The organism is Shewanella sp. 3_MG-2023, from assembly GCF_030548765.1.
GTDB lineage: Bacteria > Pseudomonadota > Gammaproteobacteria > Enterobacterales > Shewanellaceae > Shewanella.
Genome location: NZ_JAUOSH010000011.1, coordinates 1 through 23,872 on the forward strand (window position 1 = coordinate 1; position 23,872 = coordinate 23,872).

The 23,872-nt window shown below is 41.1% G+C and carries 21 protein-coding genes; 6 read left to right on the forward strand and 15 right to left on the reverse strand.

The features are described from left to right. Window positions 1-425: 425 nt before the first annotated feature. On the forward strand, window positions 426-1,907 hold the full coding sequence (ubiD, locus tag Q4591_RS08060) for a 4-hydroxy-3-polyprenylbenzoate decarboxylase (protein ID WP_102440093.1): 1,482 nt from the start codon (window positions 426-428) through the stop codon (window positions 1,905-1,907). 80 nt (window positions 1,908-1,987) lie between these two features. Next, complete coding sequence (gene fre, locus Q4591_RS08065; RefSeq protein ID WP_303460416.1) at window positions 1,988-2,686, forward strand: NAD(P)H-flavin reductase; 699 nt, start codon at window positions 1,988-1,990, stop codon at window positions 2,684-2,686. A 107-nt stretch (window positions 2,687-2,793) separates the two neighbouring features. Here fre and Q4591_RS08070 read toward each other — a convergent pair whose 3' ends face one another. The 11 genes from Q4591_RS08070 to Q4591_RS08120 form a co-directional block, all read right to left on the reverse strand. Beyond that, complete coding sequence (locus tag Q4591_RS08070) at window positions 2,794-4,071, reverse strand: winged helix-turn-helix domain-containing protein (RefSeq protein WP_303460419.1); 1,278 nt, start codon at window positions 4,069-4,071, stop codon at window positions 2,794-2,796. Window positions 4,072-4,291: 220 nt separating this feature from the next. Continuing rightward, window positions 4,292-5,116: an ABC transporter permease gene (locus Q4591_RS08075; protein ID WP_102440250.1), complete on the reverse strand. Its 825-nt coding sequence runs from the start codon at window positions 5,114-5,116 to the stop codon at window positions 4,292-4,294. 6 nt (window positions 5,117-5,122) lie between these two features. Next, on the reverse strand, window positions 5,123-6,025 hold the full coding sequence (locus Q4591_RS08080; protein WP_102440249.1) for an ABC transporter ATP-binding protein: 903 nt from the start codon (window positions 6,023-6,025) through the stop codon (window positions 5,123-5,125). Between the two features lie 6 nt (window positions 6,026-6,031). Then, window positions 6,032-7,414: a nitrous oxide reductase family maturation protein NosD gene (nosD, locus tag Q4591_RS08085; protein WP_102440248.1), complete on the reverse strand. Its 1,383-nt coding sequence runs from the start codon at window positions 7,412-7,414 to the stop codon at window positions 6,032-6,034. A 110-nt stretch (window positions 7,415-7,524) separates the two neighbouring features. Next, a complete protein-coding gene (locus Q4591_RS08090) occupies window positions 7,525-8,025 on the reverse strand; it encodes a nitrous oxide reductase accessory protein NosL (protein ID WP_303460423.1) in 501 nt (166 codons plus the stop codon). A gap of 105 nt (window positions 8,026-8,130) precedes the next feature. After that, a complete protein-coding gene (gene nrfD / locus Q4591_RS08095) occupies window positions 8,131-9,078 on the reverse strand; it encodes an NrfD/PsrC family molybdoenzyme membrane anchor subunit (protein WP_303460426.1) in 948 nt (315 codons plus the stop codon). A gap of 1 nt (window position 9,079) precedes the next feature. Next, a complete protein-coding gene (locus tag Q4591_RS08100; protein ID WP_102475886.1) occupies window positions 9,080-9,787 on the reverse strand; it encodes a 4Fe-4S dicluster domain-containing protein in 708 nt (235 codons plus the stop codon). 67 nt (window positions 9,788-9,854) lie between these two features. After that, window positions 9,855-10,595 carry a nitrite reductase gene (locus Q4591_RS08105; RefSeq protein WP_133149782.1) on the reverse strand — a complete coding sequence of 247 codons (741 nt, stop codon included), beginning with the start codon at window positions 10,593-10,595 and terminating at the stop codon, window positions 9,855-9,857. A gap of 76 nt (window positions 10,596-10,671) precedes the next feature. Beyond that, complete coding sequence (locus Q4591_RS08110) at window positions 10,672-11,445, reverse strand: FKBP-type peptidyl-prolyl cis-trans isomerase (RefSeq protein ID WP_102475885.1); 774 nt, start codon at window positions 11,443-11,445, stop codon at window positions 10,672-10,674. 74 nt (window positions 11,446-11,519) lie between these two features. Beyond that, window positions 11,520-11,951: a rhodanese-like domain-containing protein gene (locus tag Q4591_RS08115; RefSeq protein ID WP_102440243.1), complete on the reverse strand. Its 432-nt coding sequence runs from the start codon at window positions 11,949-11,951 to the stop codon at window positions 11,520-11,522. Between the two features lie 85 nt (window positions 11,952-12,036). Then, entirely contained in the window at window positions 12,037-14,064 is a 2,028-nt protein-coding gene (locus Q4591_RS08120) for a cytochrome C (RefSeq protein WP_303460435.1), read from the reverse strand. Between the two features lie 508 nt (window positions 14,065-14,572). Between Q4591_RS08120 and Q4591_RS08125 the strand changes: the two genes are divergently transcribed. The 4 genes from Q4591_RS08125 (at window position 14,573) to Q4591_RS08140 (ending at window position 18,371) form a co-directional block, all read left to right on the forward strand. Then, the gene (locus Q4591_RS08125; protein WP_303460438.1) at window positions 14,573-16,552 is read left to right on the forward strand and encodes a heme lyase CcmF/NrfE family subunit; all 1,980 of its coding nucleotides are present in this window, start codon (window positions 14,573-14,575) and stop codon (window positions 16,550-16,552) included. Next, entirely contained in the window at window positions 16,549-17,025 is a 477-nt protein-coding gene (locus tag Q4591_RS08130) for a cytochrome c-type biogenesis protein CcmH (protein ID WP_241903470.1), read from the forward strand. Before Q4591_RS08125 ends, Q4591_RS08130 begins: the two co-directional genes overlap by 4 nt. Next, window positions 17,018-17,602, forward strand: a complete 585-nt coding sequence (locus tag Q4591_RS08135) for a TlpA disulfide reductase family protein (protein ID WP_102436891.1) — start codon at window positions 17,018-17,020, stop codon at window positions 17,600-17,602. The genes Q4591_RS08130 and Q4591_RS08135 overlap by 8 nt, the downstream gene beginning before the upstream one ends. 190 nt (window positions 17,603-17,792) lie before the next feature. Further along, the gene (locus Q4591_RS08140; RefSeq protein WP_303460441.1) at window positions 17,793-18,371 is read left to right on the forward strand and encodes a nucleoside triphosphate pyrophosphohydrolase family protein; all 579 of its coding nucleotides are present in this window, start codon (window positions 17,793-17,795) and stop codon (window positions 18,369-18,371) included. Between the two features lie 87 nt (window positions 18,372-18,458). On the opposite strand, the gene Q4591_RS08145 is transcribed toward Q4591_RS08140, so the two are convergent. The 4 genes from Q4591_RS08145 to uvrD form a co-directional block, all read right to left on the reverse strand. Beyond that, complete coding sequence (locus tag Q4591_RS08145) at window positions 18,459-19,475, reverse strand: hypothetical protein (protein ID WP_303460443.1); 1,017 nt, start codon at window positions 19,473-19,475, stop codon at window positions 18,459-18,461. A 153-nt stretch (window positions 19,476-19,628) separates the two neighbouring features. Beyond that, window positions 19,629-20,525 carry an alpha/beta hydrolase gene (locus Q4591_RS08150; RefSeq protein ID WP_102436897.1) on the reverse strand — a complete coding sequence of 299 codons (897 nt, stop codon included), beginning with the start codon at window positions 20,523-20,525 and terminating at the stop codon, window positions 19,629-19,631. 35 nt (window positions 20,526-20,560) lie between these two features. Further along, on the reverse strand, window positions 20,561-21,451 hold the full coding sequence (gene ubiA, locus Q4591_RS08155; RefSeq protein ID WP_102476510.1) for a 4-hydroxybenzoate octaprenyltransferase: 891 nt from the start codon (window positions 21,449-21,451) through the stop codon (window positions 20,561-20,563). A 116-nt stretch (window positions 21,452-21,567) separates the two neighbouring features. Next, a complete protein-coding gene (gene uvrD, locus Q4591_RS08160) occupies window positions 21,568-23,736 on the reverse strand; it encodes a DNA helicase II (RefSeq protein WP_102476511.1) in 2,169 nt (722 codons plus the stop codon). Window positions 23,737-23,872: the final 136 nt, after the last annotated feature.

The window sequence follows — 23,872 nt, forward strand, 5'->3', positions numbered from 1 at the left end:
TCATCGCTTAACCCAGTTTTATAAAAATGCTGATAGATACGCGGGCAATAGCTATGAGCAGGTTAATTAAAATCAACGACCAACAAATAACCATCGCTTAACCCTATTTTAGAAAAATGCTCATAGATACCGGCGCTATCTGGTTAATTCAAATCAACATCTAACCCATAATCATCGCTTAACCCAGTTTTATAAAAATGCTGATAGATACGCGGGCAATAGCTATGAGCAGGTTAATTAAAATCAACATCTAACCCATAATCATCGCTTAACCCAGTTTGATAAAAATGCTGATAGATACGCGGGCAATAGCTATGAGCAGGTTAATTAAAATCAACGACCAACAAATAAACATCGCTTAACCCTATTTTAGAAAAATGCTATAGTGCGCCCCAAAGAGCGATTAACAATAGAGTGAATAAGCCATGAGTTTTAAGGATTTACGTAGCTTCATTGATCACCTTGAAGCTAATGGTGAACTAAAGCGGATTAGTTATGCTGTTGATCCCAATCTAGAAATGACTGAAATTGCCGATCGCGTCTTGCGCTCTGGCGGCCCTGCGTTGTTATTTGAAAACCCAACCAATAACGACATGCCAGTTTTAGTGAATTTATTTGGCACTCCAAAACGTGTTGCTATGGCGTTAGGTAAAGACGACCCACTGGCTTTGCGTGAAGTGGGTGAATTGCTAGCTTTTTTAAAAGAACCTGAGCCGCCAAGTGGCTTTAAAGACGCTATTGCCAAAATACCTAAGTTCAAACAAGCGTTAAACATGCCGCCAAAAACAGTACGTAACCCACCTTGTCAGGAAGTGGTATTAACTGGTGACGAGGTGGATTTAACCAAATTACCGGTACAACATTGCTGGCCTGGCGATGTGGCGCCTCTAGTGACTTGGGGATTAACCATTACTAAAGGTCCGCGCCAAAAAAGACAAAACTTAGGCATTTATCGCCAGCAGTTATTAGGTAAAAACAAACTGATTATGCGCTGGCTTGATCACCGCGGCGGCGCATTAGACTTTAAAGATTTCAAAGAAAAACACCCAGGTGAGCGCTACCCTGTGGTGGTGGCATTAGGCGCCGATCCGGTGACTATTTTAGGCGCGGTAACCCCTGTGCCAGACTCAATGAGCGAATATGCTTTTGCGGGTTTACTGCGTGGTGAACGCACCGAAGTGTGCAAAGCCATCAGTTGCGACTTAGAAGTCCCAGCCACCAGCGAAATCATTTTAGAAGGCTATATTGACCCTGAAGAGATGGCTGAAGAAGGCCCTTATGGCGATCACACTGGTTACTATAACGAAACAGACAAGTTTCCAGTTTTCACCGTCACCCATATGACCCAGCGTAAAGATGCGATTTATCACAGCACCTACACAGGTCGTCCACCGGATGAGCCTGCCATGTTAGGTGTGGCGTTAAACGAAGTCTTTGTGCCGATTTTACGTAAGCAATATCCTGAAATTATCGACTTTTACTTGCCGCCTGAAGGTTGCTCGTATCGCATGGCAGTAATTTCAATTCGGAAGCAATATGCCGGTCATGCCAAACGGGTAATGATGGGCGCTTGGTCGTTCTTGCGACAGTTTATGTACACCAAATTCATCATCATCGTTGATGAAGACGTCAATTGCCGCGATTGGCAAGATGTGATTTGGGCGATTACCACCCGTATGGACCCAACAAGAGATACCGTAATGGTGGATAATACGCCGATTGATTACCTTGATTTTGCCTCGCCTATTGCCGGTTTAGGTTCAAAAATGGGCTTAGATGCGACCAATAAGTGGCCAGGCGAAACTGACAGAGAATGGGGCACGCCAATTGTGATGGATCCAGCAGTAAAAGATAAAGTGGATCAAATCTGGGACGAATTAGGTATTGATGATAGCCCAACGCTATAATGCCCAGCTAAAGAGTTAACCCTCTACCCTACAAATAAAATAAAAACACCCTTCAAAGAAAGGGCTACCAAGGATGTTAGATGAACACCATTCGCTGTAAAGTTGAAAAGATCACCCCATTTAATGATGCTGTTTTTCAGGTCATACTTAAACCAGAAGTCCCTTTTGACTTCAAAGCAGGGCAATACTTATCCATCGTTATGGGAGAAAAAGACAAACGTCCTTTTTCTATCGCCTCTGCACCTAACGCTGATTTAATTGAGCTGCACATTGGCGCCGCGGTATCAGAAAGCTACCCAATGCAAGTGGTTGAGCGCCTAAAAAACAACGAGTTTATTGATATTGAAGCCCCTGCTGGTGAGGCTTTTTTTCGTCAAGACAGCCAACGCCCTCGCATCATGATTGCTGGCGGCACGGGGTTTTCATACATTAAGAGTATTATTGAGCAGCAAATTGCTAGCGGCCATACAATAAAAACACAGTTTTACTGGGGTTGTCGTAACGAGCAAGCCATGTACTACCAAGACATTGCCCGCCAATGGCATGCAAACCATGAATGGTTAGAGTTTATTCCCGTTGTTGAAGAAGCGACAGCTAACTGGAATGGTAAACAAGCCAACTTGCTTGAGCAAATAAACCAAGATCATATCAGCTTAGTGGGTTACGACATTTATATTGCTGGCCGTTTCGATATGGTTGGCGCCGCCCGTGAAGTCTTTCGTGAAATGGGCGTTGATGAAGCTCACCTTTATGGTGATGCCTTCGCATTTATCAAATAAGCCTAATTGATTTACCCATTAAAAAGCCGACTATTTTAGTCGGCTTTTTTTTACCCCCATTATTTCTTCGCACTAAAACTCAATTATTCAGTACGCTAAACTAATGGCTAGAATTGTACTTTCTCATATTTAGACCAAGCTACAAGTCCATCCATAAAAGGGAATATCCATACAGCGGTATTCTCAGTGGAATGCACTCTAAAGAAAATCAATTCGGTTTCTTGAATATCCATTCGACGAATTTCACGGTAAAAGCGCATTGCCGACGGGGTAACGAAGTCTGGCTTTATAAACTCTTTTTGAGCTATTTTGCTATAGAAAACGTCAACCTCATAATTGCCAATGGTTTGTTCATATTGATTAAACGTACCACGGGTTTTCCATTTAATTGGCGTCGTACTGCAATCTTCGTCAGTGATGCAGATCGTGGTATAGATTTGGCCACTCTTTTCACCGTCATAGACAAGTGAGAGACTAAAATCACCACGGATAAGCTTCTCACCTGCTGCGGGAAAATACACGTCAGCATGGTAATGATGCTCGATAATATTGCCAACGCTATCTTTTGGGATCAGCACTCGATTAAATCGAATACGTTCTTCCATTTTTTTAGTTAACGGTACAAATTCACGCATATTTAAGCCTGCAGGCTCTGGAGATAACGCATTAATATTGATAATCCCAACACCATCACAATCATCTAATGAATAACCAGGACAAGCAGCAAATGAATAATTGTTGCCATTGGTCAATGCAAAAGCACTAAAGCCCTTTAATCCTTGGACAAAGTTACTTTCAGGCGCAATATGTTTCTGCCACTTAGATTTATGCAGTTGATCAGTATCGTTTTTGTATAATAAAGTTGCGCTTTCTTCTAAGCCACCAATATTAATCTCAACTTGCTTGTCACTGCTCCAAAATGCGGTATTTTTAAGGACTTTATGGTACTCACATTGATACCAAGCAAGAATGATTAATCCAATAACAAATAACGCACCAGCAATTTTCACCATCACACTGACATCTAAAAAAGCAGCTCTAATCGTACCGGAGTCAGTTAAAGAAACCATTTTCACATGGCTGCGTTCATCAATATGAAGCTGGTAGCCACGTCTTGCGACAGCTTTTAAATGAATCTCAGAGAAAGGTTCTAATTTACGGCGTAATGTACTAATACACTGCGTTAATGAAGTAGGCGCAACCACCCTATCAGGCCATCCTTCCGCCAATAGGTGCTCTTTTGTCCAGATTTCTTCGCTATTATCTAATAATTTAATTAATACTGCATTTTCAGAAAAAGTCAGACTGGTTTTCTCATCATTAAGATGATTAATCAGCTGCTTGGCTGAAGTATCGAGTGTTAAATATGAAGTAATTTTTAGCACTGCCTGCACCTAAAGTTTTACTATTGAGTCAATTGAAATCACATGAATCATAATTCATATCTTATCAAAAATATGTGATTACCGACTCAGTCTTAAAATATTTTAAAATCAGATAATACAAACACTTATATAGATATACCTCAAAATATATTTTTGTTAATTACTGCTATTAACATTGTGAATGAATAACCATTTCATTCTCTAAAATTAAGCATTGCAGTTAAAATATTTTCCGATGAAATAAACTTTGTGAAATCAACATCATTACCCCAACCCATATTGTTAATGCGATATACAAGTTAGACAGAGGAAATTGAACTAACGACGATAAACTACTGCTAGTATCCTGTTGAGGGGCAGCAACTAACATCAGAGCGCGGAAAATGTCACTTGGATTAAGCAATATCATTACCTGTAAAAGTTGACTAGAAAGCTCCACAGTTTCCGCTACCATAAGTGTGAGTAAAATAAGGTCGTAAACCAATACAACCGCTACCCAAATAAACAATAAAATAGCAATGGCTTTAGCTTTTTCAGCCACCTGCAAACTCACCACATAACCCACTAATACAAAGCACATACTCAGTAAAATACTGCTAAACACTAAATGACAGAACAACGGCAACAATAATGACAATTCAGTGCCAGTAAACACATGAATAAGTGCAGCTGTTAATCCAAAAGAAAATACAATAGTGCAAGCTAACACAGTGATATGGCCAACAAACTTACCTAATAATATCTGACTGCGGCTTAAAGGGTATGACAATAGCAACAGCAAGGTACCAGACTCTTCTTCACCAATAAAACTGTCATAACTCAACAAAATAGCCGTTAATGGTAAAATAAATACTCCAATGGAACTTAGACTGGCCATTAACATTGGCAGCTCTGGAACAGCTAACTCACCCGTGACAACTGAACCTGAAAATGAAATTATTAAGGATAAACTAGTTAATATCAGACCGATAAACACAACCCAACGATTACGAAAGTTGTCTTTAATTTCTTTACTGGCGATGGTTAAAATAGGTGTAAACATCATAATTCCTCAAGCAACGTTTTGCTGACGGTTATTCATGCAGTGATGATAAATATCACTTAAACCAGGTTCTTCAATAGAGAAGTTATAAACGCCACAATGCTGCGTGAGATACTGCATGACTCTTGGCTTATCTACCTGATGAATCAATAATTGATTATTCACAGCCAATGTATTTAAAAACTCATCCTCTGCTATCGCTTGATTAATTTCCTCTCCTTTAAACAACACTTTTAAGTCTGTTAATTGGCGCAACGTCTCTACACAGCCAGAGGCTAATTCCATGCCGTTAGCCATAATAAAAGCACGATCAATATTATCTTCAACAACTGCCAACTCATGGGTACACACTACAATGGCGCAACCTTGGCGTTTGAGTTCATCAATCTTTTGATACATAAACAGTGAGGCCTGTGGATCAAGTCCAACTGTAGGTTCATCAAGTAATAAAATATCAGGAGATGACAATATTGCTTGGGCAAAACCTAGACGCTGCTTCATGCCTTTTGAATAGCTTTTAACCGGATTATCTTGCGCATGCTCAAGGCCAAACTCTTCGAGTACTTGTAGAACTTTTGATTTATCAATCCGCTTTAACGCGGCAAAATAATTCAACACCTCTTTGCCGGTGAGCTTTTCATATAAACTGATATTTTCAGGTAGGTAACCTAGATTGATCTGACGGCGATCTTTCTCATGAGTCACCGTTTTACCCATCATGGTAATTTGGCCCGATGTGGGTTTTACTATGCCTAACAGCATTTTTATCAGGCTAGATTTACCTGCACCATTATGCCCCAGCAATGCTAACGTTTCCCCCGCATGTACCTGTAAACTGATATTGCCTACGGCAGTAAATTCACCGTACTGTTTAATGAGGTTCTGAACCTGAATAACTGAATTTCTTGGCATAAAAACCTACTTATTTAACGAATGCTCAGAAGGCTGAGTTGTTGAAACTATGTTTGAATTTACATATGAATAATCTGCTAGTTCAGCGGCATAACCAATATTGGAATTTGCAGTCGGACTCATCATTGGAAAACTATCCATCACACCTGCTTCCGGCATAATTTGAAATTGCTGCTGAGTCCAGCGCAGCAAAGAAGCCACAGGACTTTTCAATAAAAAATGCGCTTCAGGATAAAGCCAATACAAACGATCTAAATGATCGCTTGGCTGATAAGCTTGCTCGCTAAACCCATCACCTGTTCGATCCCAACCGATAAAACCGCTCCAATAATTCCCTTGTTCTTTATGACTCCATTCAACAATCGTATCGCCGACATACTTCACATGAGCTTGATTATTAATAAACTGGTTACGATATATTTGATTGCCTTCGCCGCCCATCGCCATATAAATACCAATTTCGCTATTAGCAAATTCATTGTTATAAACACGGTTATCACGGGCGCCATAAATGAACATGCTTTTACCTTCATCGCCCGTTGGCATTTTAGGGTTTGCATTAACGATATTATTCACATGATTGGCTTGAACGTCTGAGTCATTGGTCATGTTTAGCAACACACCAAATATCGCAGCACCATTAACTTGATTATGATGTAGATTAATCCGCTTAGAGTTCATTAATGCGTAACCACCATCGACTTTTGTGGCTGCATTATTAAAGGCTTCGTCATCTTCGGTATACATGTAATGAATACCGTATTGCTGCTTAGAAAATTGATTATTGGTGACTAAACTGTGTTTACCTGATTCTAGATACACGCCATCTCTTACATCTTTAATTACATTGCCATTGATAACAGCATGATCCACACGTTTTAGATAAATACCATCGCCTCTATCCAATACAAAGCGTTCAGCATCGCCGCTAATCAGGTTGTGAGAAATTTCAATATGATGGCTATTATCGGCGCGAATGCCAAAGCCATCGCCAGTGAGTACATTGTCAGCGATCACAATGTTTGTCATGCCATCATTAATCAATATGCCTGCATTCAGTTCATATTGATCGTCTCCCCAATTGAGAATGTTTAATTGCTTAATATTGACGTCATTACTGGCAATCGTGATGGCGCTACCTTGACCTTGAGCATCAATAATTGACCTGGGATGACCGATTAATGTGAGGGGCTTATTAATAATCGCATTACCAAGATAGGTTTGATTACTCAAAGCAATGCGGTCATGAGCACTCGCGTCGTCAATAATCTCTTGCAATAAAACAGATTTGACTAGTGGATTAACATTTATTTCCATTGAATCAGCAAGCGTAATAGGTGCAGTAAATACACCAATAATCCACCACCAAATCAATACAAATTTACCCATGGAGTTTCTCACTTTCATCTAACCAATTATCTGAATTTGCTTAGCTAATGACTTTTAGTAAATTAAAAACATTAATACTTTACCAAGCTAACACCTTTGTTTTTATAGGCTTAATGATGGCTCATATTCTCGCCTAATAATTCAATGGTAATGTCGTCAAACTTCAATACAGCCCCACCAAACTCACGGGCAAAATCTTGCGCTGCTTGTTCAGTACTAAATGAGGCTACAGCTGGGCCCATCACCGCTTGTCGACTGGTGCCATAAACATATGTCGCTGTTTTACCGTCAATAAAGAATTCATCTTTGGGATTATCCCAGTCTGTTTTGGCCATATCATGCACCCAAACTTGGTTCACCTGACGGGTATTTTCTGGTTGTAATAAAAAGCTGAACATATCGCGTGTCGAACAAAAAGAAGGGGTTGCTTCAACGTTTTTTAAGCTCAATTGCCCCTTAGGACCAGGGTACTTTGTGATCATCATGCCGCACATATGACAACGATCATGCTCATGTATGGCATGGCTGTGACCACTCGCCTCTGCGCCAACCTTGTCTGGAGTACAGGCAAATAACAATGGCACCAATAATAAAGATAGTATTTTTTTCATATCAATTTCCAACTGAAACACTGGGTAAATCATTCATATTAAAAAGAATCACCCTCAAAAATAACTAAGGGAAGTCATGTGGCTTGAGGGTGATTCAGGCAAACGTTAAATAGCGTAGGTCTGTCCTGCATATAGGATAAACAAACGTAAGCACATCATGCCGCTAATGGCACAAAATCCTGATAAGTAAAATGCTTTAGCGGAATGGCTAAAAGTTTTACCTGTGGCAAAGTTAAGTAAAATAGGCCCTAAGAACCCAATACCTACAACACCAATCCAGAATAGATTTGCCCATAAGCCAGCTGTAAATGCTTCAAAGGCTAATTGTGCACCAGCATTACCTGTCGCTAAAGACATCGCAATCATGCAAATAAACAAAATTTCGGCAATCATGATTGGCCATTCAGCCCCATGAAGGATTTTAAGTTCACTGCTATGCATGTCTTCTTTAAACAAGAATACTGACACCATTTTTGATGCTGCCGCGCCCGCTGAAACACCCGAAGCAATAAATAAAGCAGGTAATACTGCTGTATTAATCAGTGGGAAACGGATTAACGCTGAAATCAAGAAACCAGTATAAGCACACACTGCTGCCGCTAGAATTAACACTGCAACTTCGCAAGGTTTGCGAATTGGTTTTAGCATGTTAATGATTGGCAACAAGATACTTAATGCTGGAATCGATTTGATTTCATCTTCAAAGGCATAAAGACACAACACTGCCGTAAGTGGGATGTACACACATAAAGCGATAACCCCTACTGACATCACAGATGTGAAGTTGTAGAACACCAAGATACGCCAGAAGAACAATGGGTTGGTTAAGTCTAAAACCAGACATAACATACCCAGTGCAATCGTCACAAACGAGATTAAGCTGGCAGCTTTATACAGTGGGGTAGTTTCAGTTTGGCCTTTAAAAAAGCGAATTGCTAAAGCAACCACTAAAGAACCGCCTGAAATACCGGCTAAGAAAAGGTAAACAGCAATTGGCCAAGGCCATGCAACCCCTTCAGATAGCCCCATGGTAAACTCCATTGAACCGTCCATCTTATACCCCCAACTTAACAACTGGAATGTAACGAAGGCTTGGTTCAGTACCAAATTGAGGCTTCATACGCACAGAGTCTTTCACCGCTAATAATTTATTAACGTATGAGGTTGGATCGTTAGCATCACCAAAGATCAACGCATCATATTTACACTGTTGTACACAAGCTGGTAACTCACCTTTTGATAATTTGCTGTTTAAACAGAAATCGCAATTATCAGCCACATCAGTTTCTTCATTAATAAAACGTGCATTGTATGGGCAGGCGCCAATACAGTATTTACAACCTGCACATTTACTTGCGTCCATGGTGACGATCCCTGTTTTAGGATCTTTATGTGCCGCACCTGTAGGACATACACTGACACATGGCGCGTTTTTACATTGCTGACAAGAAACACGAACAAACTTACGTTCGCAGTTACACTCTTCTTTGCCACAATGTGGACATGCTTGCCCTTCAACACCGCCAGATTGATGTTCCATCAACATTCTTGATTTGCCGTCAGGTAAGTTATTTGCGACATTACATGCCTCTTTACACTCACCACAACCGACACATTTATTTTGATCAAACACCATAACGTAATGAGGTTTGTTAGCATCTTCGTTGTCATCTTTAACTGAAGTACAGCCCATAGGGCCCAGAATTAAAGAAGCAGCTCCAATACCTTTTAGAAACCTCCGTCTTTCTATATTTTCACTCACAACATCCTCCCTAGTGCAGCTATCGCTGACTGGTATTTATTGGTTCGCTGCAAATTCAAATGACGAATCATCGACTCAATTCATCTAATTTAAATTCGGCTTTCATAATTGCGTTATTAATAGATTGTCTATTAAAAGATTGAGTTTGATTGGTCAGTAAGATGCGCCAGTGATCTATCGCGTCAACATATTCACCCTTAAGGTAAGCATCTGTTGCGAGTAGCAATCTGGTATTAAGCTCATCACGTTGAAAACTCAACGCTGTATCAATGACCATTTTGGTCTCAGGTAAAAACTGACGACTATCTCGGTAATACATTGATGTCGCTTTTATGCCTAATAACTCAGCATCAGCACCCACTAGCTCAATTAACTGATCTAGCGTCGTCACAGAGTCAGCATATAAACCGCCTTCTGCATATGATTGTGCTAACGAAATAAGCGCTAATTCATTTTGTGGTTGTTGCTGAACTTGATCTCGCCCTTTAGTAATACTGGCTGCAATCAAGTAATCCACCGATTCATCTGCCTGACCTTTATCCCAACCTTGGAAATGTCCTCCACTGGCATATATAGATAACGAAAAAATCAATACAGCGACTGACATCCATAATGGACTTTGATAAGAACCAGCAAGCTTAAATTCATCATATTTAAGGCAATGCTCGCCATTGTTACCGTCAGCCACTTTATTGGCTTGTTTCATCACAGTGCTGCTCAAATTACGGTTATATACACTGTGATGAAACCAGAAGAGTCCGATAAATATACTCAGACATACTGCTATACCTAAGGCCAGAATATTCATAAGTGTCTCTTCTTTCTTGAATTTAATTAATGAGTTATCACCAAAATTTCAATGACAACTTGTTGTTAGTAAAAGCTTAGTGAGAGCCCATCATGCCGTTCATGCCCATACCTGTTAGGCCCATACCTTTTGCGTTTTCACTCGGTGCTTCAGACTTAACTAATTCCACTTCAAAAATTAATGCGGTATCACCAGGAATATCACCAGCACCGTCTTTGCCATACGCTAGCTCAGATGGAATGGCAAAACGAAAGGTTGAGCCTTCAGGCATCAAGCGTAAACCTTCTTCCCAACCAGCAATGGCTGTCAGTAATGCAAAACGAACTGGATCTGTCGTTTCATCAAATACAGTCCCATCAACTAATGTGCCTTTGTACTTCACAGTGACCACATCTTCAGGGTTAGGTTTTCTGCCTTCACCCATTTTTATCACTTCATACTGCAAGCCAGAACCCGTCACCTTAACGCCATCTTTCGCTTTGTTTTCAACTAAGAAAGCATCACTGGCTTTTTTACTTTCAAGGGCAATTTGTTGCATTTTTTGGCTACTCAATAAATTAAGTAGTTCACTTCGATCGTTTAAGTAAGTCAGCACATCTTCATCAGACATTTTTTGTTCATTCTTAAGCGCATCAATCACACCATCAATCACCAATTGAACATTAATTTGAGCGCCAAGCTCCGTTTGGTTATAAATTTGGCTTGATAGGTAATTACCAATAGAAGCGCCCATGCTGTAAGACTGTTTTTCAACATCGCTTTCTACGTTTTGAGCAGCAAAACTGCCTGCTGATAAAACCAATGTCATACACGTTGCAATGGCTAAGGTACTTTTCTTTAATAATTTCATTTGGCACTCTCTCTTGGAAAATAGATTGACCCAGCGACAACACATCATCAGGTCTTAAATAGGTAATAAAATGGTTAAGGTAATTCTGTTACTCTTCCTGACAATCGCCAGCCGTAAATTCCATCGGCCATATGTCTAACCCCTGTGTAACCTAGTTTTACTGTTTCTCGTGCAGCCATCGCACTTGAAGTACATAAAGTGTTAGCACAGTAGAACACCATCACCGCATCCTTATTTTTTGGAAGTAACTTTTTCCAGTTCTTAACGTTGAAGTACACCGCACCAGGGATAAACCCTTCAGCCCATAACTCCAATGTGTTTACATCAAAAAAATAAACATCTTCATTGCCCACTAACGACTCAGCTTCACGCATTGAAATCGGATTAAGCTGAATGTCATTAATAGGAATTGGAATGAGATCCCCACCCGCACCAGCAAACACTTGTGCTTGCACTGCGACGAACAACGATACTGAAATCAAAATCTTGCTAAGTAGTTTTTTCATGGTTTTCTCTCAAAATATCTCGGCATCGGCTGACGCCGAGTTATTAAAAAATGGCTACTCACATACGTGAGTAGCCATTAGGGTTTTACATTTTTTTACCATTAATAATGGCTTGAGCTTGAGTCACGTAAGTGAGTGCTGCATCAATACGTTTATGGGTATAACGCGCACCATGGACACCCCAAGAACCATCTTTTTCAAGCAGCGTCACTGCATCTTGTGCTTTATCAGCCAATAGAAGAACTTGTGATTTATCTTCAACAGATAACTTAGTCACTTCTAATAATTGGTCGATAGTGTCAAGAGCGCCGACAACTTGAGCGTAAGTTTCTTTGATAGGCGTTTGGAACTTCATCACTTCGCCGTAGATCTCTTGTTGATCTTCGTAGTGTAGGCTTGGATCAAGTTCTGATTGGAACTGACTGTGACAACCTTTACCATTAACGACATTATCATCAGAGATAGCAGTACGAGCACAAGACCACATTAAATCTAAGTAGTTATTACCATTAGCATTCTTCGCAACAGTCCAACCTTTCACAGTAGATTCACGAGGTTTGCCTTCTGGTGGGTTCAATGTCTTCTGAGTTGGGTCGATTTCAATCTTCCACATGTGCGACTTACGAACCGCGTCGAAACCAGCTTGATCAGGGAACTGCATTGCGGTGAAGTTTTCACAACTGCCCATGTTAGGCATGTGACAACTTGTACAGCTTTGGTCGCTATGAGTCTTAGTGTTTGCTGCGATTTCAGCTTGCGCTGCGTGACAGTCAGAACACTCTTTCTTCATTTTCGGTTTGGTATAACCAGACTTCCAATCGTTGCTTGTAACTTCATGTGGATCATGACAAGTCGCACAACGCATGCCTTTTTCATAATGCATAGAAGCGAACATTTGCGAACCTTCAGTACCACATGATGGACATGCAGACTTCATTTTCACACCAAAAGCATACTCAAGTTTATCTTGGCCTTCTTCAGTATCAGCTAGCTCATCAACGAAGTTAAAACGTTGGTGACAACGTTCACAATTCGAAGGCATTCCGCCGCCATTACCACCATCGAGATGACCACCTGCTCCGTGACATTCTTCACAAGCAATACCTTTAGAAATGGTATGTTCTTGTAGTTTTTTAGGGTCACCTAAAGCAGCTAAGTATTCATCTTTAGTTTCGAAGTCGAACTTGAAGCTATGACACACTTCACAGTAAGAGCTTGCAGGTTGGAACAACATTTCTTTTTCATACTTCGCACCGTATGAGCTCATGCCCACTTGGTGAGAACCACTTGGACCAAATGCTTTACCATCGTTAGTTTCAGGAAATTCTGGGATAACTGCGTTAATTTTGGCAGCCATTTCAGGCGTTAACCATTCAGCCCAACCACGTGAGAATTGGTTACCACCAGCGACCATTTTACCGCTGCCATCTCTCAATAAGCCGTCACGAATATGGTAAGTACCACGGACTAACCATGCATCAATGAAGCCGTATTTAGTACGTGGTGTACCCACAGTTGCGTAGATCATGTCAGGCGTAATACCATCAGCCAAAATAGAGGTATCTTTGGTGTTGTACATGGTCTTGTTCAAATCGTTATCCACTTCTGGATGTTCACCAGGGAAACGAATTGTTTTAGAGTGACGAGAACGATTCCATGCTTCGTATTGAACAGCATGACATTCACCACATTTTTCAGGTCCAACAAACTTGTTTGGATAATCAAGAATTGATTTAGCACCTAAACGATATTGAACAGCGCTTGGACGACCCACACGTTTGCTATATTTAGGGCTATTACCTGTATCTAAATACTCTTCACCACGATCACTAATGTGGTAATCACCCACTAAGTTACCTTCTTCATGGTATTTAAATACTGGATGGTTCTGGAATAAATAATCAAAAAGTTCTTTTTCTTGAACAATATAATCTTGTAGCGTTTTAACGCCTTTTGATTCTTCATCTCCATTTGGATTTGAAATAACTTTCTGTGCTGTCTTACCCATTTCTGGCAAACTATTATACTTGCCACCAGCAGCTGTTGCATTGCCAACAATGCCAAGACAAACTAGCACACTTAGTGCTGCTATCTTGTATTTAGCCTGTTTCATTGTCCCACTCCTAATCATCATTATTTTATATGTTGCAGTCGAACCTGGCAGTTCAGCTAGCGATATAATTAATTTGAGCAAGACTAAGTTTAAAGATAAAAACCAATGATTTGTTGATCTAGATCACATCATAAAACGCCTCAGACCTAACAAAACCTAAAAACAATATTAACCAATAAAAACAACAATATAATTGTATTTTTATTTTATTTTTTATATAAAAATGCCATTTTTTTTATCTATGAAAAATCATAAATATGTTTTTTACAAAATAAAAATATCTCAATATTAAAATTAGCAAAATTATTAAGATCAACCTCACAGAAAAATATCCTCAACATAGATAACCTTCAGTTGCTTCTTATTTAATTGATGATATAAGTCGATAGAAACAAGTCGTTTAAAGACAACAAAACGTCTAATTAATATTGATATAACTTTCTCATTAACAAAATAGGTTTATTTGATATTAATTATCAACCCCTCCACACAATATATAGGTAATAATATGATTCCAGAGATTGGACATTTACTGTTAATAATAGCCGCTGCGTTATCATTATTATTAGCCGTTATTCCTATGGTGGGTTTATATAAGCGTAATGCTTATTTAATTAGCTATTATCGCCCTATCAGTAATATGATGATTAGTGCTTTTTTAGGTGCGATTATTTGTTTAGCTATTAGCTTTATTAGCAATGATTTTTCAGTAGCCTATGTCGCTGATCACTCTAATACTCAGTTAGCCACTTTCTATAAAGTCGCTGCTATCTGGGGCAGCCACGAAGGCTCAATGTTATTTTGGGTGAGTGCTATCGCGTTATGGACGGTTATTATTGCCAATACTCATAACAATGAAGCTGATCATGCTTTCTTTATCCGAACAATTTCAGTGCTAGCAGCTGTGATCTGTGGCTTTAGTTTATTCATCATTTTCACCTCAAACCCATTTGTTAGGTTATTACCCAACTTCCCTATCGAAGGTCGAGACCTCAACCCTATCTTGCAAAACATCGGCTTAATTATTCATCCACCGTTATTATTTCTAGGTTACGTTGGTCTCACGGTGTGCTTCGCTGCGGCAGTTGCTGCACTCATGGGAAAACAGTTCACACAACAGCATGCGCGCTATTTACGTCCTTGGGCTATTTGGGCGTGGGTTTTCTTAACAGGGGGTAATGCGTTTGGTTCTTGGTGGGCATATAACGAACTAGGCTGGGGTGGTTGGTGGTTTTGGGACCCGGTTGAAAATGCCTCTTTTATTCCTTGGCTAGTTGCCACTGCATTAGTCCACTCAGTGGTGATGACTGGACGCTTCGGACAATGTAAAAAGCTCACCTTGTTTCTGGCTATTTTAGCATTCTCATTAAGCTTACTGGGCACTTTTATCGTACGCTCAGGTGTGGTGCAATCCGTTCATGCATTTGCTGCGGATCCAACTCGTGGTATGTCAATACTGCTATTGTTGGTACTGTTTTCTGGTAGCGCCTTAGCACTTTTTGCCACTCGGGCTCAATATATACAATCTACCGATAAGTTTGCCTTAATTTCACGCAATAGCTTGATATTAATCGGCAACTTGTTACTGGTTATTGCAGCTTTATCGGTACTACTAGGTAGTTACTATCCGATTATTTACCGAGTTATTACTGGCGTCACCATCTCTGTAGGCGCTCCTTATTTCAACAGTATTTTTGTCCCTATCCTGGTACTACTCAGCTTATTAATGGGGCTAGCCCCTCTACTGCGTTGGCAACAAGATAGCGCTAAGAATCTGAAAGTGCCTGCGTTTTTGCTAGGTATCTCAATCGTATTAGCAGCAATCATCAACAACTCATTTGAACAAGCAAATGCTTGGTTCTTCATCGGTTTAATGTCTGTGACTTGGTTAGTGCTCACATTGATCATTGCCATGATCCAGCATCAACTTCATACCAGTTCAATAACACAGACTCGTCGATTTTATGCTATGTGTGTCGCTCATCTTGGCGTCGCAGTGGCTATTTTTGCAGGCTCTGTTGTATCAAACCTTGAGCAAGAAGAAGTGTTGAGCATGGGCCCTAATCAAGGGCGAACACTAGCAGGTTATACCTTCGTATTTGAAAACACCCAGCAAGTTTCAACCAACAGTTACGATGCGCTACAAGCCAACATTCGTATTATGGATGAGGAAGAAACGACGGTAGGTTATGCCTACCCGCAACGTCAAACCTTTAAAACTAACGGCATGCAGATGTCTGCAGCAGGAGTCTATTCAACCTTAGGTAAAGATTTATATGTCTCAATGGGCAACCAGCTCAACGACACAGAGTATTTAGTGCGTATCAGTTACAAACCTATGGTGAATTGGTTATGGATTGGCGCAATCTTGATGATGTTAGCAGGCGTATGGGTTGTCATAGCTTGCCGTGACAGCACTGCATCAAAACACTCACCATGTCGCACTAATGATCAGAAAACATCTCGACTAGAGGAGGCAACCTCATGACCCCATTCTATCGAATGCTCCACCGCATGTTCAGCCCTATTTCAGTGGCCATATTAACCGTGTTATTGATATTTAGCGTGCAAAATGTCACGGCTTCTGAGGCATTATCCCACCGAAATTATTCTGCTGATGAAAAACGTCAACTTGGTTTTGAAATTGCCCAAGAACTGCGCTGCCCAGCATCTGATAATCGCAGTTTATTTGATTCGGAAACCCAAATAGCAAACGAGCTTAAAGGGCACATATTTCAAAAACTCGATCAGGGTCAATCCAAACAAGAAATCATTGATTTTATGGTAGCCCGTTTCGGCGAACGAATCCGCTATCAACCTAGCCTGCACTCAGGCACGTTAGCTTTATGGCTCATCCCAATTGGGTTGTTTTTTTTCACAATAATCGGTGGTATCGCTTGGATTATTAAACAACCCCAAACGCCAATTAAACTCCATTTAAACGAGAATGAATATGAATAAATTAATGCCAATCACGTTACTGCTTTTAACTGGCTGCGTTACTTTTAATGCTGCTGCAAAGCCTGTGGATGTGAAAGTCTATGAAACGGGTGAACAAATAGAGAAACCTATGGTGATGTCGCGTTTTGTTGAGCTGCGAAATGCGCGCAAAATTCAAGACATTGACTTTAGCGATCAGCAACAAAACAAGGTCAACCTAGCACAACACCACGGCAAGCTAGTCATGGTGAACTTATGGGCAACTTGGTGTGCACCGTGTATCAAAGAAATCCCAGCGATGCAGGCAATTAAAGAGCGAAATCAAGATAAAGACTTTGCACTTGTGCCAATTTCTATTGATGAAAATCCAGATGATATAAAACCCTTTTTCGAACAACATGGTTTTGATAATTACGCGACTTGGATTGATCCTGACAAGAATGTTGATTACATCATGCCTGCAGATTTACTGCCTGCTAGCTTTATTTTAGACGGCAAAGGAAACCTAGTCGGCTTTGTTCGTGGATACATTGATTGGACAGATGAAGGTATCCAACCTTATTTAGATGGTCTGATTGAAAAATACGCCCATCGATAATTAATTTGAAAGTTTCATCATCACAAAAGGTTGTCTATTAACCTCCGCCTAACATCCCTGATTCATCCTAGGCGGTTTTTTTTATTCACAAACGGTGTCCCTGTGCAATTGGGCCGCCGTTTATCTTGAACAAGCCCTGTCAATTCATTACCATATTCGCCTATTTACTACTTTCTAGGCTTAATAAATAATGAAGTTATCTGTATTAGACCAACCCATTTATGACCATTTATATCGTGATATCAGAGAGTTTCGTAGCACCTTTGATTTACCTATCGAAAATGCATCAAGTCTAGATGACAAAGCCGATACCCTGCACACTTCACTTATCATTGAAGAGCTCACAGAGCTTGCTGAAGCGGATTGCCGCGTTGAACAAGCTGATGCCATCGTTGACTCTGTTTACGTATTAATGGGCCGTCTAGTCCACTTAGGTGCAGCAAAAGTCAGCGACCGTCTAGAAATTAGTTATTTAATTGATTTATTACTGTCTGTTGCTAAAAACCGTGAAGTTAACTTCATTGAATGCTGGGATGAAGTTCACTCTAGCAACATGAGTAAAGTGTGTCGCAATGAGCAAGAGCTGAATGAAACCATTGCTCACTATGCTAAACAAGGTGTTGAAATCGTGGGCAGCACTAAGGGTGAATTCATCATCGCTAAATGCGCTAAAGATGTTGAAATGGCCGGTAAAGTGGTTCGCCAAGGTAAGGTATTAAAATCCGTTTATTACCGCCCAGCTGATCTCGAAAAATTAGTAAAAAACTAAACAACCACTAAATCAGTTGTTAACCAAAAAATGCGTCCACAGTGGACGCATTTTTTTATGGGTTACGTTTAGTGTAAATATGAATTTTTAAGCCGCTTCAGACTGCTCAATATCAGTTAGTGCCGCGACCACCTTTTCAGGTTCAGCCACATTAATATGCACCACAGTCAGCTTTTCAACTAACTGCCCTAATCCACCAAAATACCATTGTGGCGTTTTAAAACGGATAGTGAGATTAGTCTGCTCACCTCGCCCTATTGATAGTTCGTCATCGACAACCTTTTTGGTTGCTTGATTCACTGCAACCGTTTCAATCTCGTTAATATCGATCGCCATAAAACCCCAAATAGCATTATTAACCACTAATCTATCGCGGATTATATAAAGTGAATAGTGGCGTGATATACGGTAATTAGCCACCAGCATTACCAAGGTTAAACTGATGATTGAAGGAACAATAATCGCCGCTAACTCACTCCAGTTAACCAAAATCATATAGCTGGCAACACAGCTAGTTAAACAACCGATAAGCATTAATAACAAATGCCAAGGCTTGGCACTCAATAACTTAATGTGGCTAATGGCAGTGGGGTGATTGCGTGAAAACCATGGGATAGCGTAATACCAGTTAGTCGGCTCTCCAGCGACGATGAAGGCGATAGACAAAGCCTTTTCATCTTCATCTGCGTACACCTCAACCGCACTCACTCGGGGGTCGCCCTTGACCTTTCTGACCTTCAACAAACCGCGAATGATAGTGAAAACCAGAAATGATTCAATGATCAACAACACCCCAATAATGGGGTACTTTAACCAAGCTACAAACTCAAAATAGTCGGCGATATCTGCCGGAAAGCTCAGCCTCGCCACCAAGCTGCTGGTACTTAAAATAATAATCAGCTTCCACCATTTCTGGCTGCCTTTTTTGATAATGCAGTACCAATATGCCAACGGTATTAAGCCAAAGTAGCCGATAGCGATAAGGCTTAGTCTTAACTCGTCATTAGCAGTCGCTAGGGATTCTGGGGTTAACTGCACGCCAATAGTAAACAGTACTATCGCAAAGGCTAAAAACAGCAGTCGGTACTTAACTATGAGTCTCATATAACAATCCTTGTTATTGTTCTATAACTTAAAATTATGTTTATAACTTATGTTTATGGCTTATGTTTATGGCTTATGTTTATGGCTTATGTTTATGACATAGGTTTATTGCTTAAATGTCTTATTTTTTGATAGAACCATTATTGCGCCTAATCAGTGACCACTAACCCCCGTTTTAGCATCAAACAGCCAGTCTAAGCCATAGATCGCCGACATCGGAAACGCCATACTGTGATTGGCTACAGGCATTAGCATTAACTTGGCATTGATACCTGAACCATTAGCTGCAGTTAAGCGATTTTTTTGTTGTAGCAGCTGATAAAATGACTTGGCATCTGCCACCATATCTTGCCCAAACTCGCTGTTTTCTGCCGTTTCTAACTCTCCGACACCAATAAATACATTGGCATTTATTGATTTAGTGATAAATTCCGGCTCGCGAAATTGCTTTAGTAACTGCTGGTTATCAAACCAAAATGGCGGACTCGCCAGTACATAGTTATTAAATAATGCGGGCTTATTACGTAAGATATAGGCGCCAAACAAGCCCCCTAACGCATGGCCAACATAGGTGTTTTGCCATGGCTGAGTGCGATAATGCTGATTCATATAAGGGATAATTTTATTGGCAAACAACTGCATGTGGCGCTGGGCCTCACCGGTGGCTTGGGTTCTGTTAGTATCAACTGACGGGGTGTAATCACGCATACGACTTGCTGCGGGACTGCGGCCTTGCTGTCCTGATACTGCCACTAAAATAGCCTGCTGCATATCAGTACGGTCCATAGACAAACGAGTCACACCCGAGACCACTTGCAAGCTGTACACAGCATCAGTCATATAAATAACCGGATAGCTTTTTAGCTTATCAATTTGGTTATAGCTATTGGGCAGTTTGATATAAAGATTATAGGTGCGATCGCTATCCTCTACCTCAACCACTGTGGTATTCGGTATGGTAAAGCTTGCAAACGCGGCGGGCACCGCGCTTAAAAAGAGGCTACAGCATACGATACTGCGAAAAAGTATCATAAAGCGAGAAATGGTCATCAGCTATCCTTGTTGATGTAATTTTTCGCCCTATTCTACGCACTTATTGAAGAAAATAAATAATCTGCGCTCAATGCCATAAATAAAGCAAATCCGGCCCAGTTATTATTTAGAAAAGCCTTAAAACATGGCGCGCGTTCGCGACCATAAATAAGCCATTGCTGATAACTGCTAAAAGCAATAAAGGTGCTAATGCCAATGCCATACAATAACCCACGTTCCGCTGACCAACCGGCCATAATAAAACACCCTAGGGCCGCTAACTGAAACGCGGCAATCCATTGGCGGTCGTATCGGCCAAATAAAATGGCTGTGGATTTAATGCCGACTTTTAAGTCATCATCTCTATCAACCATGGCATACATGGTGTCGTAAGCTACCGTCCAACACCAATTGGCAACAAATAACCACCAAGCTTCCATGGGCACATAACCTAGCTGCGCAGCGTAGGCCATAGGAATTGACCAGCTCCACACTATGCCTAAAAACATTTGCGGCATATTGGTTACCCGTTTCATAAACGGGTACATGATGGTTAAGATAATGCCGACAACCGATAGTTTTACCACTAGCGGATTTAAAAATAATACTAAGCTAAACGCGATTAATGCCATCACCACAAATAATATCAGCGCTTCCTTACTGCTGATTTCACCTGAGGCTAAAGGCCGCATCTTAGTGCGCTCAACATGGGCATCAAGTTTTCGATCTGCAAAGTCGTTAATCACGCAACCACAAGCACGCATAACGACCACCCCTAGCATAAAGATGATCAACACCTTCACATCAGGCATGCCACCCGCTGCAAGCAATAACGCCATTAAACACGGCCACATTAGCAACAAGGTACCAATGGGCCTATCAAGGCGCGTTAAGCGTTTATAAACCGATATTTTTTGTTGTAACGTCCATGAGACTGCTGACATGGTTTACTTCACTCCTGCAGTTGAAGTTGTATCACTTCTTATTTGTCATCTCGCATAACCCACGAGTGACTTTATTATTTCGCTTAGAATTATGTCCGCTCTAGTAAAAAATTACCCTAACACGCTTCAAGTTTTGCCAATGAAACCAGTAACCATTTGCTACCAAAGTCTGTAAAACTGACTTGAACACGCGCTTTATCTGCTGTGCCTTCAAAATCTGTCACTATGCCTTGGCCAAATTTAAAGTGTTTTACTTTTTGACCCACTTTAAAGCCACTGTCATTGGCAATAGATTGTCTTGGCACATTAAAACGGCTGCTCATTTTAGGCGCTGACACTGACGCTTTCATGCGAATTTCTTCAACATACTGGCTGGGGATTTCACCAATAAAACGCGATGGACTGGCATAGTCCTCACGGCCATAAATGCGGCGTGACTCAGCATAACTGATATACAATTTTTGCATCGCACGAGTCATGCCTACATAACAAAGACGGCGTTCTTCATCTAAACGATCACCTTCATCTAATGCCATTTTACTTGGAAAAATACCTTCCTCAACCCCAGCCATAAACACCACTGGGAACTCCAAGCCTTTAGCTGAATGCAAGGTCATTAGCTGCACGGCATCGGTAAACTTGTCTGCTTGGCCTTCGCCCGCTTCTAATGCTGCGTGAGATAAAAAGGCATTTAGCTCGCCCATATCTTCAAGTTCTTCTGGCATTTCAAAACTGCGGGCAGCGGTGACCAGCTCATTTAAGTTTTCGACTCGTGATTGGGCTTTTTCGCCTTTTTCGGCTTCGTACATAGCCCGTAGCCCTGAACGGTCAATGACCTTGTCGGCCATACCATATAGACTCATATCGGCAGTATCAGTGCGCATGCCAATCACTAAATCCATAAAGCCATTCACGGCATTGGCAGCGCGGCCAGTAAGGACTTTTTCTTCAATTAAGCGCAAGCTTGCCTGCCACATAGTCATTTCTTGCTGACGTGCGGTTGAGCGAATGATATCAAGGGTACGATTACCAATACCGCGAGTTGGGGTGTTAACCACCCGTTCAAAAGCAGCATCATCATTTTGATTATTGATAAGACGCATATAACCCATGGCATCTTTAATCTCTTGGCGCTCGAAGAAACGCAGGCCACCGTAAATTCGGTAAGCTAGCCCTTTATGGAGTAAGGCTTCTTCTAATACTCGCGACTGGGCATTGGAGCGGTATAAAATGGCACACTCTTCTAACTTGCCGCCGTTATTTTGCCACTCAGCCATTTTGCCAACAATAAAGCGCGCTTCATCCATTTCATTAAAGGCGCAATAAACCGCAATAGGCTCACCCGCATCGTCTTCAGTCCACAGTTTTTTACCTAAACGCTCAGGGTTGTTGGCAATTAGATCATTGGACGCATTAAGGATATTGGCTGTGGAGCGATAGTTTTGCTCCAGCTTAACCGTGGTGGAACCTGGGAAATCGGTTAAGAATTTATGTAGATTCTCAACTTGGGCACCGCGCCAGCCGTAAATAGATTGATCGTCATCGCCAACAATCATCACATTGGCTTCTTTGCCTGCCAGCACTCGGATCCACGCATATTGAATGGCGTTGGTATCTTGGAATTCGTCCACCAAGATATGCTTAAAGCGTTCTTGATAATGGGCTAATACATGGGGTTTATTGAGCCATAATTCATGGGCGCGCAATAAAATTTCAGCAAAATCAACAAGGCCAGCTCGGTCGCAAGATTCTTGATAAATTTTATAGATGTTTAATAAGTTTTGCTCAATAGGAAAGCCACCCGCATCGATATGCTTTGGGCGTAAGCCTTGGTCTTTTTTGCCATTAATGTAACCTTGGCACTGACGCGGCGGATATTGCTTGTCATCTAAATTGAGACTTTTAAGAATACGTTTTAATAAACGTAACTGATCGTCAGAATCAATAATTTGGAAGCTTTGGGGTAAATTGGCATCTTTAAAGTGAGTGCGCAGCAAACGATGGGCTAAACCGTGGAAAGTACCAATCCACATACGGCCCATGTTACTGCCAACCACTTTCTCAACCCGCTCACGCATTTCTGCCGCGGCTTTATTGGTAAAGGTTACCGCAAGGATAGAGTATGGACTTTGTTGTTCGACCTGCATAAGCCAAGCAATACGATGGGTTAATACCCGAGTTTTACCACTGCCTGCTCCAGCTAAAACTAACATGCTTGAAAGCGGTGCGCCCACTGCTTCACGCTGCTTTGCGTTTAGGCCGTCTAATAATGATGATACGTCCATTGGTCCTCCCAAAAATCAAGCTGGAAGTATACCAGTTCCTAGGCGGCTGCGACTAGGAACTGTAACGGATTCTTTATGGGGATTTTATTGTGATGACTTGCGAGCTAAGTAGCGGGCTGAACTAAAACCACTGCGT